Source organism: Pseudomonas sp. BN607 (genome assembly GCF_029871175.1).
Classification (GTDB): domain Bacteria; phylum Pseudomonadota; class Gammaproteobacteria; order Pseudomonadales; family Pseudomonadaceae; genus Aquipseudomonas.
The window spans coordinates 100,082-113,643 of the sequence record NZ_SSOE01000025.1; the positions used below are offsets into that span (position 1 = coordinate 100,082).

16 protein-coding genes are annotated in these 13,562 nt (G+C 63.7%); 10 read left to right on the forward strand and 6 right to left on the reverse strand.

Annotated features, from left to right (window positions below; genetic code table 11):
• Positions 1 to 114: 114 nt before the first annotated feature.
• From E8E68_RS05235 to E8E68_RS05245, 3 genes are read left to right on the forward strand one after another with little or no spacing between them, the layout of a single operon-like run.
• Complete coding sequence (locus E8E68_RS05235) at positions 115 to 1,041, forward strand: universal stress protein (RefSeq protein WP_280340071.1); 927 nt, start codon at positions 115 to 117, stop codon at positions 1,039 to 1,041.
• A complete protein-coding gene (locus E8E68_RS05240; protein WP_266029952.1) occupies positions 1,032 to 2,399 on the forward strand; it encodes an MBL fold metallo-hydrolase in 1,368 nt (455 codons plus the stop codon). The genes E8E68_RS05235 and E8E68_RS05240 overlap by 10 nt, the downstream gene beginning before the upstream one ends.
• 21 nt (positions 2,400 to 2,420) lie before the next feature.
• Positions 2,421 to 3,065 carry a hypothetical protein gene (locus E8E68_RS05245; RefSeq protein WP_280340074.1) on the forward strand — a complete coding sequence of 215 codons (645 nt, stop codon included), beginning with the start codon at positions 2,421 to 2,423 and terminating at the stop codon, positions 3,063 to 3,065.
• Positions 3,066 to 3,137: 72 nt separating this feature from the next.
• Here the strand turns inward: E8E68_RS05245 and E8E68_RS05250 are convergent, their stop codons facing one another.
• Entirely contained in the window at positions 3,138 to 3,563 is a 426-nt protein-coding gene (locus tag E8E68_RS05250) for a potassium channel family protein (protein WP_266029955.1), read from the reverse strand.
• Between the two features lie 165 nt (positions 3,564 to 3,728).
• On the opposite strand from E8E68_RS05250, the gene E8E68_RS05255 reads away from it, so the two are divergent.
• From E8E68_RS05255 to E8E68_RS05285, 7 genes are all read left to right on the forward strand, one after another.
• Positions 3,729 to 3,944: a hypothetical protein gene (locus tag E8E68_RS05255; RefSeq protein WP_266029957.1), complete on the forward strand. Its 216-nt coding sequence runs from the start codon at positions 3,729 to 3,731 to the stop codon at positions 3,942 to 3,944.
• 33 nt (positions 3,945 to 3,977) lie between these two features.
• Entirely contained in the window at positions 3,978 to 4,403 is a 426-nt protein-coding gene (locus E8E68_RS05260; RefSeq protein WP_266029959.1) for a YeeE/YedE family protein, read from the forward strand.
• A gap of 1 nt (position 4,404) precedes the next feature.
• Positions 4,405 to 4,848 (forward strand): DUF6691 family protein, encoded by a 444-nt coding sequence (locus E8E68_RS05265; protein ID WP_266029961.1) that lies wholly within the window; start codon positions 4,405 to 4,407, stop codon positions 4,846 to 4,848.
• Positions 4,849 to 4,996: 148 nt separating this feature from the next.
• Positions 4,997 to 6,172 carry an MFS transporter gene (locus E8E68_RS05270; RefSeq protein WP_266029963.1) on the forward strand — a complete coding sequence of 392 codons (1,176 nt, stop codon included), beginning with the start codon at positions 4,997 to 4,999 and terminating at the stop codon, positions 6,170 to 6,172.
• A gap of 27 nt (positions 6,173 to 6,199) precedes the next feature.
• Positions 6,200 to 6,856, forward strand: a complete 657-nt coding sequence (locus tag E8E68_RS05275) for an alpha/beta hydrolase (protein WP_266029964.1) — start codon at positions 6,200 to 6,202, stop codon at positions 6,854 to 6,856.
• Between the two features lie 128 nt (positions 6,857 to 6,984).
• Positions 6,985 to 8,340, forward strand: a complete 1,356-nt coding sequence (locus tag E8E68_RS05280) for an MFS family transporter (RefSeq protein WP_266029965.1) — start codon at positions 6,985 to 6,987, stop codon at positions 8,338 to 8,340.
• Between the two features lie 12 nt (positions 8,341 to 8,352).
• A complete protein-coding gene (locus tag E8E68_RS05285) occupies positions 8,353 to 9,396 on the forward strand; it encodes a hydroxyacid dehydrogenase (RefSeq protein ID WP_266029967.1) in 1,044 nt (347 codons plus the stop codon).
• 75 nt (positions 9,397 to 9,471) lie between these two features.
• Here the strand turns inward: E8E68_RS05285 and E8E68_RS05290 are convergent, their stop codons facing one another.
• From E8E68_RS05290 to E8E68_RS05310, 5 genes are all read right to left on the reverse strand, one after another.
• Positions 9,472 to 10,050, reverse strand: a complete 579-nt coding sequence (locus tag E8E68_RS05290) for a TetR/AcrR family transcriptional regulator (protein WP_266029969.1) — start codon at positions 10,048 to 10,050, stop codon at positions 9,472 to 9,474.
• Positions 10,051 to 10,234: 184 nt separating this feature from the next.
• On the reverse strand, positions 10,235 to 11,050 hold the full coding sequence (locus tag E8E68_RS05295) for a CoA ester lyase (RefSeq protein WP_266029970.1): 816 nt from the start codon (positions 11,048 to 11,050) through the stop codon (positions 10,235 to 10,237).
• A complete protein-coding gene (locus tag E8E68_RS05300; protein WP_266029972.1) occupies positions 11,047 to 11,889 on the reverse strand; it encodes a MaoC family dehydratase N-terminal domain-containing protein in 843 nt (280 codons plus the stop codon). The genes E8E68_RS05295 and E8E68_RS05300 overlap by 4 nt, the downstream gene beginning before the upstream one ends.
• Before the next feature lie 13 nt (positions 11,890 to 11,902).
• A complete protein-coding gene (locus tag E8E68_RS05305) occupies positions 11,903 to 12,832 on the reverse strand; it encodes an FAD-binding protein (protein ID WP_280340082.1) in 930 nt (309 codons plus the stop codon).
• A partial coding sequence (locus tag E8E68_RS05310) for an electron transfer flavoprotein subunit beta/FixA family protein (protein ID WP_280340084.1) occupies positions 12,832 to 13,562 on the reverse strand: 731 nt, incomplete at its 5' end. The genes E8E68_RS05305 and E8E68_RS05310, both read right to left, overlap by 1 nt.

Below are 13,562 nucleotides of genomic sequence, written 5' to 3' on the forward strand. Positions count from 1 at the left end.
GCAGGTCAAGTTCGGGGCGGATCATGTGTTTCTGATCTGCATCAAACGCCAGCACAGCCGCACCCGGAGAATCCTTTTCATCACCTACCAGCCGCGCAAGCCCGGAGGTTCACCATGGGTCAATATCGACAACTGCTGGTGCTGCTTACCGAGGTCAATCCCCATTCGGCGGCGCTGCGCAGAGGGCTGGCGCTGGCGCATGTCAGCGGTGCCAGCGTGCACGTGCTGGGCCTGTTCGAACCGAGTGAGGAGCACCTGCTGCGCGAAGAGCGCCTGAACGAGGCGGATATCAAACGCCAGTACGACCACTATTGCCTGCAAATACGCGCGCTGGTCGAGCGGCACCGCGGCAGCGGTGTGGCGCTGACGGTGGACAGCCTCGCCGTCGACGATACATGCAGCGAAGCCATCGACTACATCAGCGAACTACAGCCTGACCTGGTCATCAAGGACTGCGAACCCGCCTCGGCCCTGGCGCGGCTGTTCGGCACCCCGCTGGACTGTGCATTGATGCGTGGCAGCAAGGGGCAGACCCTGTTCGTACCGAAGGCGGCTGTTTCATTGCCGCGGCGCATTCTGGTCGCCGTGGATACCTGTTTCAGCGAGACGCCGGACGCTCAGCAGCGGTTCAACCGGGGGCTGATTCACGTGGCCGAGGCACTGGCACTGCAGTGCGGTGCTGCGTTGCACCTGCTGTCGGCCTACAACCTGGCCGGGGTGTTCGCGGCAGACATGACTGTCACCCAGGCATGGATCGAGGAGATGCGCGAGGCGCTTCAGCAACCGTTCGATGCGTTGGCCGAGGCCGAAGGCGTGGCGCAGGACCGCCGGCACTTCATGGAGGGCGGGCCGGTGCAGGTGATCCGCGAACAGGTCGCGACCCTTGAGATAGACGTCCTGGTGATGGGCGTGGTGCAGCCCAAAGGGCTGGACAAGCTGCTGGGCGACACCACTGAACGCGTCATCGGCCACCCACCGTGCAGCGTGCTGACCGTTCATCCCCATGTGTTCGAGAACCAGGAGCCTTGGCCATGCAACTGACCTTTCTCGGCGGCACCGGGACAGTGACCGGCAGCAAATTCCTGTTGACCCGCGACCGCACGCGGCTCCTGGTCGACTGCGGGCTGTTCCAGGGCTACAAGCAATTGCGCCTGCGTAACTGGGAGCCCTTGCCACCGGCACTGAAGGCGCTGGATGCGGTGGTACTCACACACGCCCATCTCGACCACAGCGGTTACCTGCCGGTATTGGTCAGGGAAGGCTATAGCGGACCGATCTATGCCACCCCGGCCACCTGCGCCCTGGCTGAAGTGCTCTTGCTCGACAGTGCGCGGCTGCAGGAAGAGCAGGCCGAGCATGCCAATCGCCACGGCTACTCCAAACATACGCCGGCACGGCCGCTCTATACCGAGCAGGATGCGAAGCGGGCGCTGGCATTGTTGCGCCCGGTAGAGCTGCACCAGCCAACGCTGATCGCCGAAGGCATGCACCTGCTGTTGCGCACGGCTGGCCATATCCTGGGCGCGGCGACCGTGCAGATCAGTGCCGAGGGGCAGACCTTGATCTTTTCGGGTGACCTGGGCAGGCCGCAAGACCCCATCATGCGCGCGCCGGAATTGATCCGCACGGCGGATGTGCTGCTGGTGGAGTCCACCTACGGTGATCGCCAGCACCCGGCAGAAGCGACCGAGCAGTATCTGGCCCAGGTCATCAACCAGACCCTTTTGCGCCATGGCATCGTCCTGGTTCCTTCATTCGCTGTCGGCCGCGCCCAGCTGCTGATGTATTACCTGTACAAGCTTAAGCGTGACCGGCTGATCCCGGACATCCCGGTGTACCTCAATAGCCCGATGGCCACCGATGCCACCGCCCTTTATCAGCAGTTTCGCAGCGAGCATCGGCTACCGGCGGCGGAGTGCGCCGCGATGTGCAAGGGCACACGGATCATCCGTACGGTCGATGAGTCCCGCCACCTGGACCAGCTGCGCGAGCCGGCGGTAATCATTGCCGCCAGTGGTATGGCCACCGGTGGGCGGGTGCTGCACCACCTGAAGGCGCTGGCCCCCAACCCGCGCAACAGCATCCTGTTCTCTGGTTTTCAGGCGGGAGGCACGCGCGGCGCCGATATCGTCGCCGGCGCCAGCAGCGTGCGCCTGCAGGGCGAAGACGTACCGATCCGGGCACAGGTGCACGCCATGGAAAACCTTTCTGCCCACGCTGACGCCGACGAGATCATGGAGTGGCTGCGTGGCTTCACCCGGCCACCGCGGCAAACCTACGTCATCCATGGCGAGCCACACGCCGCCGACACCCTGCGACGGCGAATCAGCCTGGAGCTGGGCTGGCAGGTGTGCGTGCCGGAATATCAGGAAACCGTAGCCATCGACCCTGTGCGCTGAACCCCGGCGCGGGAGGTAGTCATGAACATGCAAGCACGAGCGAAACTCCGGGCCTGGATGCACCGGCCCAGGGGTAGCCTGGGCTGGATCGTGGCCATCGCCGCGTTACTCGTCGCGGCCTCTGTCTACCAGGCTTTGAGCTCGAGTTGGCGCATGCCCATGCGTGATCCGGCCGTGCTCCTGAGCTTGCTGGCATTGAGCGTGGCGCTGGGTTGGGCCGTTCAGCGCGGCGTGAAACGCACGGTCGGCAAAGCCATTTTCAACGGCCAGGAGACGGGCTGGCAGGCCAGGCTGGCGTTCTTGCGGTCGATCACCCGGGAATCGAACGTGCTGATGGGTACGCTGTTGCTCCTGGCGGTGCTGGGCGGTGCCACCCTATGGCTGGCCGGGCGCTCGGTGGAGCAGATCGTGGAAAACTGTTCGGCCAACCTGCAGGCACAGGTGCAAGCACCGCAAAACGAGCAGCTTGCGGCGTTGATCGGCAAGCCTGTCTGCACCTGCCTGGCGCAAACCTTTCTGGCGCGCAATGGGGTGATCCGCCTGGCGTTGTTCAACACCCCGCTGCAGGAAGTGAGCGGTCTGCGGGCGTTGACCCCGGCTGATGAGCAGCGCTGCCTTGCCCAGTTCGATCTGTTACCCGAGCAAGGCAGTGCCGCCACGCCCTGACCGCAGGCGCCTGATGAGCGCACCTGCGCAGGCGGGTCGCGGTGGCTTGGCCTTGGCGTGATCGTTCGATGTTTATTTGGCTTTCCAGTACTTCTGCATTTCCAGAAACAGGAACGAGGCGGTCCAGGTGATCAGCACCAGGCCCGTGAGCGCCTGCAAGCCGGTGAGGTATTTGAGGTGGCCGATAGGCGCGATGTCGCCGAAGCCAATGGTGGTGTAGGTGGTGAAGGAAAAATACACGCAGTCCAGAAAGCTCCCGTCAAAATTGCCGCTGAGTGTCCCCCAGCCCTCGGCATGGGCCATCAGGTAATAAGCCAGGGCGAAGCACCAGACCTCCACGGCATGGGCCAACAACGCGCCGAACACCCCCGCGACGATACGGAACCGGCTCCACAGCCTGAGGCGCGGCAGCCAGTCATTCAGGCGCAGCAGGCATTCGTAGTGAATGATCACCACCAGAATCACGATCAGCATGTTGATCAGCGTGACAGTGAGCATTGTCATTACTCGGGCCGGGGCGGGTTGAACAGGCCGACTGCACGGTCGCCAGCACTGCAATAACGACTGCCAGTCACTATAGCGCCTTCCCGTTTTCTACTCCTGGGCCGGCCGACGCGGTTGACAAATGTCAGGTCGCAGCGGGTGGCATTACCGATACTCAGGGTGTCTCGAGACGCAAGAGGGTATGCACATGCAACGCTATCTGCTGCTCGGGCACGCCTGGAGTCGGCAGAGGACAATGCCGCCACCGCCCGGTTGCGCGCCGACCAGATGTGCTACCGTATCGACCTGGTCGAGCAGACCGCCAATGAGGCCCTGCGCCGTGCAACCCAGGCTTTGGTCCAGGTGCAACAGTTGCAGCAAGCCAAGCGCAAATAGCCGCCATCTCACACCGATGGCTCGGAGTTGGGCATGACCGATTTCACCCCTTGGTCGGCGCTGGCAGGCGGCGCCATGATCGGCCTGGCCGCGGGGCTGTTCGCCGTGGCCAATGGGCGTATTGCGGGTATCAGCGGCCTGATCGGGTCGTTGTTGCAGCGTGGCGAAGAAGGGCGTGGCGAGAAGGCGTCATTCCTGCTCGGCATCATCGCTGCGCCGCTGCTGTGGCGCTTCTTTTCCACGTTGCCTCCGGTGCATTTCACAGCCTCACCGTTATCCCTCATTGCGGCCGGGTTGCTGGTGGGCATGGGTACGCGTTACGCCGCAGGCTGCACCAGCGGCCATGGCGTGTGCGGCCTATCTCGGTTGTCGCCACGCTCGGCGGTGGCAACGCTGTGTTTCATGGCCGCCGGTTTTGCTACCGTCTATTTCCTTCGTCATGTTGTGGCAGGTACGTAACATGCAGCGATTCATTGGTTTTCTGTCCGGCGCCCTGTTCGGCATGGGCCTGTTGCTGTCCGGCATGGCAAACCCTGCCAAGGTCCTCGGGTTTCTCGACCTTGCCGGGCAGTGGGACCCCTCGCTGGCACTGGTCATGGTCGGTGCCATAGGCGTGGCCTTGCTGCCCATGGCGTGGGCAAGGCGGCACACCCTGGCATTGCTGGGGGGAAAGATGCAATTGCCAACGCGGCGTGACGTCGACCGCCGGCTGGTCGGCGGTAGCCTGCTCTTTGGGGGCGGTTGGGGGCTGGCCGGCCTGTGCCCCGGCCCTGCGCTGGTGCTGCTGGCCGGGGCCTATTGGCAGGCTTGGGTGTTCGTCGCGGCAATGGTCACTGGGATGCTGGTGTTCAACGTGGTGGAAGCGGCACGGCGCACAGGATCATCACCGCGTCGCCCGGCATAGCTGAAATGCCGGGATTCAATAGCAGGCCTTCGCTCATCCCAGTAGACTTGAGCCGCCGCGCTATGCTTCGCGCGCAACAGCGCCCCCTCGACACCCATCGGCGACGGTAATCACCGGCGTCGATCTCCTCCGTACATGAAGGCCGTTTGTGAACGCTGCTCTACGTCTCCCCGGACCCATCGGCATCTTGTGCCTGGGGTTACTCCAGATCATGGTCTGGGGTGGGTCCTTCTTTATCCTGGCGGTCATGGGTGAGCCCATCCTGCGCGAGACTGGCTGGGATGGCCATTGGGTGTATGGCGCGCTGTCGCTGGGCTTGATGGTGTCCGCACTGCTGGCGCCGCTGGCGAGCCGCCTGGTGGTTCGCTACGGTGGTCGCCTGCAGATGGCCGCGAGCGGAGTCGTGGTGGGGGGCGGGCTGCTGATCGTCGCCAACGCGCACAGCCTGCAAGTGTTCTTGCTAGCCTGGGTCGTCATTGGCGCCGGCATGGCCATTGGTCTCTACGAAGCCCTGTTTGCCACCCTTGGCGCCTTGTACGCCGAGCGGGCGGGCAGGGCGATCACGGGTATCACCTTGATCTCTGGTTTTGCCACGACCATCACCTGGCCGCTGGTAGCGTTCGCAATCGAGCAATTCGGCTGGCGGGTCACCTGTAACGCTTATGCGCTGATGCTCATTGTCGTGGTCGCGCCGCTGTACCTCTGGGTGCTGCCGGCGGGGCCGCACGGGTCAAAAAGCAAGCCTGCGCTAGCGGCGACCGATGTCAGCGTCGACCGACGTCTGTACCTGTTGCTGATGTGGATCTTCGCGATCGGGGCGATCATCATGACCGCGGTTTCGGTGCAACTGGTGGCAGTGCTGCAGGGGTTGGGCCACAGCCTGACCACGGCAATCGCGCTGAGTGCGCTATTGGGGCCCAGCCAAGTGGCATCGCGCGTGCTGCAGATTGTCGCCCGCAAGCGACACCCGATCTGGACCGCGCTGGTTTCTTCGGTTCTGGTGGCCGTGGGCGTGGCACTGGTTGCCCTGGCGCCTGGCGCTACGGCACTGGGGCTGTTGCTCTACGGCTGCGGCAATGGCTTGCGGGCCATCGTCCGGGGTTTGCTGCCCCTGGCGCTGATGCCGCCGGCGCAGTACGTGGCGCTGATGGGCAAGATGTCGCGTCCTTCGCTAATCGGTCAGGCGGTGACGCCGCTGGTCGGCGGCTACCTGCTTCAGCACTTTGGCGCCATGGGGGTGCTGGCAACGCTCGCTGCCTTGGCCGTTGTCAATGTCGTGCTGGTGCTGCTGGTCATGCGCTCACTGCCGGGCAGGGCCGCGTGAGCGCCAACCATCGAGGAGTCAATTGCAATGTCACGACTGGACCGTGAAGAGCTGCTGATCGATGGCGGGGTGGGCAAGCTCCACCTGCTGCTCGATCATCCACCCACCCCGCCGAAGGGCGTGGCGATCGTCAGCCATCCGCAACCGCTGCTGGGTGGCAGCCCACGGCACATCGTGCCAGTGACCCTCGCCCGGCAGTTGTGTGCCAGCGGCTGGCTGGCGGTGCGGCCGAGTTTTCGTGGGGTGGGGTTGAGCGAGGGCAGTCATGATGGCGGCATCGGCGAGACTGAGGACAGCCTGGCGGTGCTTCAGCACATGGCTGCAATGATGCCTGGGCTGCCCATCGCCTTGGTTGGGTTCTCCTTCGGCGCCCATGTGTTCGCCAGGTTGGCCAGCGCATCGCCTGGAGCGTTCGATGCCTTGGCCCTGCTGGGGCTGCCGGTCGGCGATGTGCCCGGGGGCCGCCATTACCCCGCGCCGGCCTTGCCCGACGATTGCCTGCTGGTGCACGGCGAGTGCGACCAGATGGCGCCTCTGCCGAGCCTGCTGGGATGGGCCGCTGGCGAACAACGCCGCGTATCGGTGTACGCCGGCGCCGACCACTTTTTCAAAGGCTGCCTTGGCCGGGTCGCTGAAGAAGTCTGCCGCTATCTGCAGTACAAACGGCCCGAAAGCCCGGCGTAGAGGGCCATGCCTGCCAGGCATAGCTGTTAGACCAGTGGCACCTCTTCCCCCAAAACGACGCTATGCAAAGCTGTACCCGAGTTGGCAAAAAAAAAATAACAACAAGGGTAGCGATCATGAATGCAGACATGAGCACGGCACGTCCGTTGACGCGCAAAGAGCGCACCACCGCAATTGTGGGTGTGTGCTCCGGCAACCTGGTGGAGTGGTACGACTTCTTCATCTACGCCTACACCTCGATCTACTTCGCATCACTGTTCTTCCCCGCTGGCGACCAGACCAGCCAGCTGCTGGCCACGGCCGGTATCTTCGCTGTCGGTTTCTTCATGCGTCCACTGGGTGGCTGGATTTTCGGCTACATCGCCGATACCCGAGGGCGCAAGATCTCGATGATCATCTCAGTGTTCATGATGTGCGGCGGCTCGTTGATGATCGCGGTCATGCCCACGTATGCCACAGTGGGTGTCGCAGCGCCGGTGCTGCTGGTGATCGCGCGGCTGATGCAAGGGTTATCGGTAGGCGCCGAGTACGGCACCGGCGCCACCTATATCAGTGAGGTATCCCGCGCCGGGCGGCGCTCGTTCTACGGCTCGTTCCAGTACATGACGATCATCGCCGGGCAACTGCTGGCGCTGCTGACGGTTGCGGTACTGCAACTGGTGCTGTCGGAACAGGACCTGAAGGCCTGGGGCTGGCGGGTACCGTTCCTGATCGGCGCGCTGGCTTCGATCGTGGTGGTCATTCTGCGCCGCACCATGCGCGAGACAGCCACTGAAGCGGGCATGAAGAGCAAGGAGTCCGGCTCGCTCCGAGGCCTGATGCAGCACCGGCGCGCGGTGTTGCTGACCTTTACCATCACCATCGGCTGCTCGCTGTACTTCTATACCTTTACCGCGTACATGCAGAAGTTCCTGGTAGTGAGTGTCGGTATCCCGGCCCCCACCGTGAGCATCATCATGGCTTCTGCACTGGTGATCTTCATGCTGGTGCAGCCGGTGTTCGGCATGCTCGCAGACAAAATCGGCGTGCGCCGCAACATGATCTTGTTCGGCCTGCTGTCCACCTTCCTGGTTATCCCGTTGCTGTCCGCGATCAAGACAGTGCAAGACCCGCTCGCCGCGTTTGGGCTCGTGCTCGCCGGGTTGCTGATCGCAGCCTTCTATACCCCGGTCACCGGTGTACTCAAGGCCGACTTCTATCCGCCGACCGTGCGCGCCCTGGGTGTAGGGCTGCCTTACGCCGTGGGGGCCGCAATGTTCGGCGGATCGGCCGAGTACGTGGCGCTGACCTTCCGGTCCTTGGGGATGGAGCAGTACTTTTACCTGTACGTGGCGGTCATCGGCGCCATCACCCTGGTGTCGGCGCTGCTGATGCCAGACCTTGGCAAACACGGTTATCTCGATGGCGACGGCAAGGTCGAAGCAAACATCGGCGTACGCAAGTTCATGGGCCGTAAAGCACTGCCCACCCACCCGAGCCACTGAGGGAAGGCGAGCATGATTGCTGAAAGGAAGAAGATCGTGCGCTTCGACGTCTGGTATCACCCGGTGATGGCCCAGATCCTCGAAGCTTCGCCCGATGTCGTGCTGCAAACCGTTGCCCGTCACCAGTCGCCTGCCGTCATCCTGCAGGCGCTGCGCAGCTGCCAGGTGTACCAGGTGCCTTCGGCGCGGGACGAACTCCCGCGACCGTGGTGTGTGACCGAGGCGCTGCTGTGCCAGTTGCCTGACCTGCTGTGTGTCTCGACCAATGGCGCCGGTTTCGACACGGTGGATGTCGAAGCCTGCACCCGCGCAGGCGTGTTGGTCGTCAACCAGTCTGGCGCCAACGCCCAATCGGTGGCCGAGGCCACGGTTGGGCTGATGCTCGATTGTGCGCGGCGTATCAGCGAATCAGATCGGCGCCTGCGCCGGGAACGCGGGTTTTCGCGTGAAGACTTGATGGGTAGCGAGCTGTGCGGTAAGACCTTGGGGCTGGTCGGTATCGGTGAAATCGGTACCCGTGTCGCACGCATAGCCCAGGCGTTGGGCATGCAGGTGCTTGCCCATGATCCTCTGCTGAGCGCGGAACAGATCGGCCAGCGGGGCGCAGCCAGTTGCACGTTGCCGAGCCTGTTGCAGCACAGTGATGTGGTCTCGCTGCATTGCCCGCGTCTGGCTTCGACCTTGAACCTCATGAACGCGTCGACTTTCGGGGCGATGCGCAAAGGGGCTGTGTTCATCAATACCGCACGTGGCGGCTTGCATGACGAGGCCGCGTTGTATGACGCGTTGGCTTGCGGGCATCTTGGCGCTGCGGGAATCGACGTTTGGGACCAGGAGCCGCCGGCATTGGATCACCCCTTGCTCGGCCTTGAAAACGTAGTCGGCCTTTATCACACCGCAGGCGTCACCCGCGAGGCCCGCAAGCGCATGGGAGCGTGGGCGGCTGAGCAGATTCTGCAGATCCTGCGCGGCGAGCCAGGGCCACGTATGGTCAACCCGCAGGCGTTCGATGTGTTCCGGCAACGGCTGAAGGCCAGTGACCATCGCGATACCTAGTGCCGCTTGCAGTACGCTCTGGCGGGCGCTGATCCGCCAGAGCATGTATTCCCCACTCACCTTGAAGGCAGTTCGTCAACCGGGGCATTGCCCGGGCTGCAGCAAGGCATTGCACATACGCAAGATGTGCTGCTCGATCCATCCTTCCTCGAAGGCCGCATTGCCAACCCGCAGACTATTGGCGCTCTCGATGATCGCCAGGAGCGCAACGGCGGCCCGGGCTGTGTCGCGTACGCAGTACTGACCGATAGCGCAACCCCGCTCGATGACCTGGTGCAGTGGCTCGGCCAGTTGCGCCATTGCCCGCTCCAGCCAGAGCCGGTGGCGGCCGTGCAGGTGCCTGGTTTCGTGACGAAGGATCATCTCCTCCTGGGGAAGGGCAACTTGCCGTGCCAGCGCAAAACGCACATAAGCATGCAGATCTTGAGGTTGGGCGCGGTTTGCCCAGGCCTGCTTGCGGCGCTCGACGATATCGAGCACGACATTGAGCAGCAGATCCTGTTTGCAATCGACGTGATGGTAAAGGCTGCCGGGGAGAATACCGACGCGCAGGGCCAGCTTCCTCATGGTCATGGCGGTGTAGCCCATCTCGACCATCAGTTCGGTTGCAGCCTGGGTCAGGGGGGAGGGGCTGGGACGGGCGGCTTCAAGCATAGGCCGGCATCCTCGACAGTGCGCCCAGCAGCCGGCAGAGCAGGCGTTTGCAGTGGCGCCGGGACCTGGGTGTGCCAGTGAGCAGACACATGGGGCACCTCTCTGGGTAGATGCCCCCGGTACCGCAGGCCGCTGCGCGTCAGAACAGAAGGAGTATGCGGTGCCGGGGGCGATAACGGGAGCGTCAGCCGGCCTGGAGCAGCATGGCGCGGGCGCGCAGGATGACGGGAGCGTCGACCATCTGGCCATCGAGGGTGAACACGCCAGCGCCAGTTTCAGCGTGTTCGACCACCCGCTGCGCCCAGTCCAGCTCGGCAGCCGAAGGCTTGAGCGCGGCGTGAATCACGCTGACCTGGCCAGGGTGAATGCACAGGGCGCCGGCAAAGCCCATGTCCCGGGCGAAGCGCACCTGACGCTGCAGCCCGTCGGTGTCCTGGATGGCAGGGAAGACGCCGTCCAGCGGCGCAGCCAGCCCGGCGACGCGGCTGTGCAGCAACACCGCATAGCGGGCATGGTCCAGTACCTGCCCGGCGGCGGCACTGCCGACGTTCAGCCCGAGGTCCAGGCCCAGATCCAGGCTGCCGAATGACAGACGGTCGACGCCTGTCGCTGCCGCCAGGAGGGGCAGCGCAGCCAGGCCCTTGGCGCTTTCGATGATCGGCCACACCGCCTTGCCGGTGGCATGTGCGCGTTCGATCTGGCCGACGGTTTCCGCCTTGGGCAGCAAAATGCCGACGACGCCGGGGTGGCGCTGGCACAGCGCCAGGTCGGCCTCGTGGGCCCAGTGACCGGGCGCGTTGACCCGCACAAGTACCTGGGCCTGGGGCTGATCACTGAGAAACTGCTCAAGGTTATCGCGCGCCTGTTCCTTGAGCGCCTCTTCAACGGCATCCTCCAGGTCAACGATGACCCGGTCGGCGCCACTCACCAAGGCCTTGGGAATGCGCTCGGGGCGGGTAGCCGGGACGAACAGCGCAGTGCGTACGATCTCAGCGCTCATGGGCGTGCCCCCTGGGCGAATTCGATTTCGCCAACCTGCGCCTGACCGGCCTGATTACCTGCCCAGACCTGCGCCTTGCCGTCACCGGTCAACCGCCCGCCGACGTGGAACGCATCCGGGCAGATCAGCGGGCGCACACCGCGATAGCTGAAGCGGCGGACGTTCAGTTGCGGGTTCGCGCGCACGAATGCACGCAGGTTCAGGGTAGCGATCAGCGGGCCGTGGACCACCAGCCCCGGGTAGCCCTCGGTTTCAGTGACGTATGGCCAGTCGTAATGGATGCGATGTCCGTTGAAGGTCACTGCCGAGTAGCGGAACAGTAGCGTCGGATCTGGTTGCACGCTTTCGCTCCAATCGCCCTGGGGCATCGGCTCGGTGCCGCCGAGCTTGGGCGGCGAAGGCTCGCGATAGACGATGTCCTGCTCTTCGAGCAGTGCCCGCTGGCCGTCCTGCACATATTCATGCTGCACGGTGACGAACATCAGGGAGCCAGTACGCCCGTGCTTCTCCTCGACATTGAGGATGGTCGAGCGGCGGGACACCTGGGCATCGATCCGCAGCGGGCGGATGAATTCCAGGCGTCCTCCGGCCCACATGCGGTTGCGGTTATCCGCCGGGGGCAGAAAACCGCCCCGCGCCGGATGGCCATCGCCACCCAGGCCGGCCGCTTCGACTGGCTCCTGGAAAAACGCCCAGTGCCAGAGTGCGGGCAGGGCATCACCCGGCGCGGGTGCCGGCTCGCTCAAGGTGGCGGCAATACGCTTGACCAGGTTATGGCTGATGCAGTCATGGACGGTCTCGCTACGGCCAATCCATGTTTGGGGTGCAGGTGTGCTCATTTTTTATTGTCCTTTACAGCGTCGAAGTCAGTTCCGGTACGATCTCGAACAGGTCGCCGACCAAACCGTAATCAGCTACCTGGAAGATAGGTGCTTCTTCATCCTTGTTGATCGCGACAATGACCTTGGCGTCCTTCATGCCGGCCAGGTGCTGAATAGCGCCGGAGATACCCACGGCGATGTACAACTGCGGCGCGACGATCTTGCCAGTCTGACCGACCTGCATGTCGTTGGGCACGAACCCTGCGTCTACCGCCGCGCGCGAAGCACCAACCGCAGCACCGAGCTTGTCGGCCAGGCTATACAGGTGGCTGAAGTTGTCACCGTTGCCCATGCCACGGCCGCCGGATACCACGATCTTGGCGGCGGTCAGTTCGGGGCGGTCGGACTTGGCCAACGCTTCGCAGACAAATGCCGACAGACCTGCATCTGCAGCACCGGCCAGTGCCTCGATTGGCGCGCCGCCGCCTTCTGCCGGCACGGCGTCAAAACCGGTGGAGCGCACGGTGATGACTTTTACCGCAGCGCTGGATTGGACGGTGGCAATGGCGTTACCGGCGTAGATTGGACGCTTGAAGGTGTCCGCGGACTCGACCGAAATGATCTCTGAGATCTGGTCGACATCCAGCAGCGCAGCTACCCGTGGCAGGAGGTTCTTGCCGTTGCTGGTGGCCGACGCCAGCACATGGCTGAAGTCGCGGCCCAGGTTGGCCACCAAGGGCGCCACGTTTTCCGGAAGCTGATGGGCGTAGGCGGCATCGTCTGCCAGCAGCACTTTGCTCACGCCAGGGCACTGCGCGGCGGCGAATGCCACACCGGCCACGTCGTGTCCGGCTACGAGCACCACGATGTCAGCGCCGATCTGGCGAGCGGCGGCCAGGGTGTGCAGGGTCGGGCCAGCGAGGGAGTGATTGTCGTGTTCAGCAACTACCAGAATGCTCATCAGATCACCTTCGCTTCGTTTTTCAGCTTTTCAACCAATTCGGCCACCGACCTGACCTTGATACCTGCACTGCGGGCGGCCGGGGCTTCGACTTTCAAGGTCTTGTTGGTGGAGGCGAGGGAAACGCCCAGATCGTCAGGCTTGACGGTCTCCAGCGGCTTCTTCTTGGCCTTCATGATGTTCGGCAGCGACGCGTAGCGTGGCTCGTTCAGGCGCAAGTCGGTGGTAACGATGGCTGGCAGGTTCAGTGCAACGGTCTGCAGGCCGCCGTCGATTTCACGGGTGACATTCAGCTTGTCGCCAGCCACTTCAACCTTGGAGGCGAAGGTGCCCTGAGCGAAGCCGGTGAGCGCGGCCAGCATCTGGCCGGTCTGGTTGTTGTCACTGTCGATGGCCTGCTTGCCGAGGATGACCAGCTGCGGCTGCTCCTTGTCGACAACGGCCTTCAGCGCCTTGGCCACGGCCAGGGAGTTCAGTTCGTCAGCGGCTTCGACCAGGATGGCACGGTCGGCACCCAGGGCCAGGGCGGTACGCAGTTGCTCCTGGGCAGTGGTCGGGCCGACGGAAACGACGACGATCTCGGTCGCAACGCCTTTTTCCTTCAGGCGTACGGCTTCTTCCACGGCGATTTCGCAGAAGGGGTTCATGGACATCTTGACGTTAGCAAGGTCGACGCCGGAGTTGTCCGCCTTGACGCGAACCTTGACGTTGTAGTCGACCACTCGTTTGA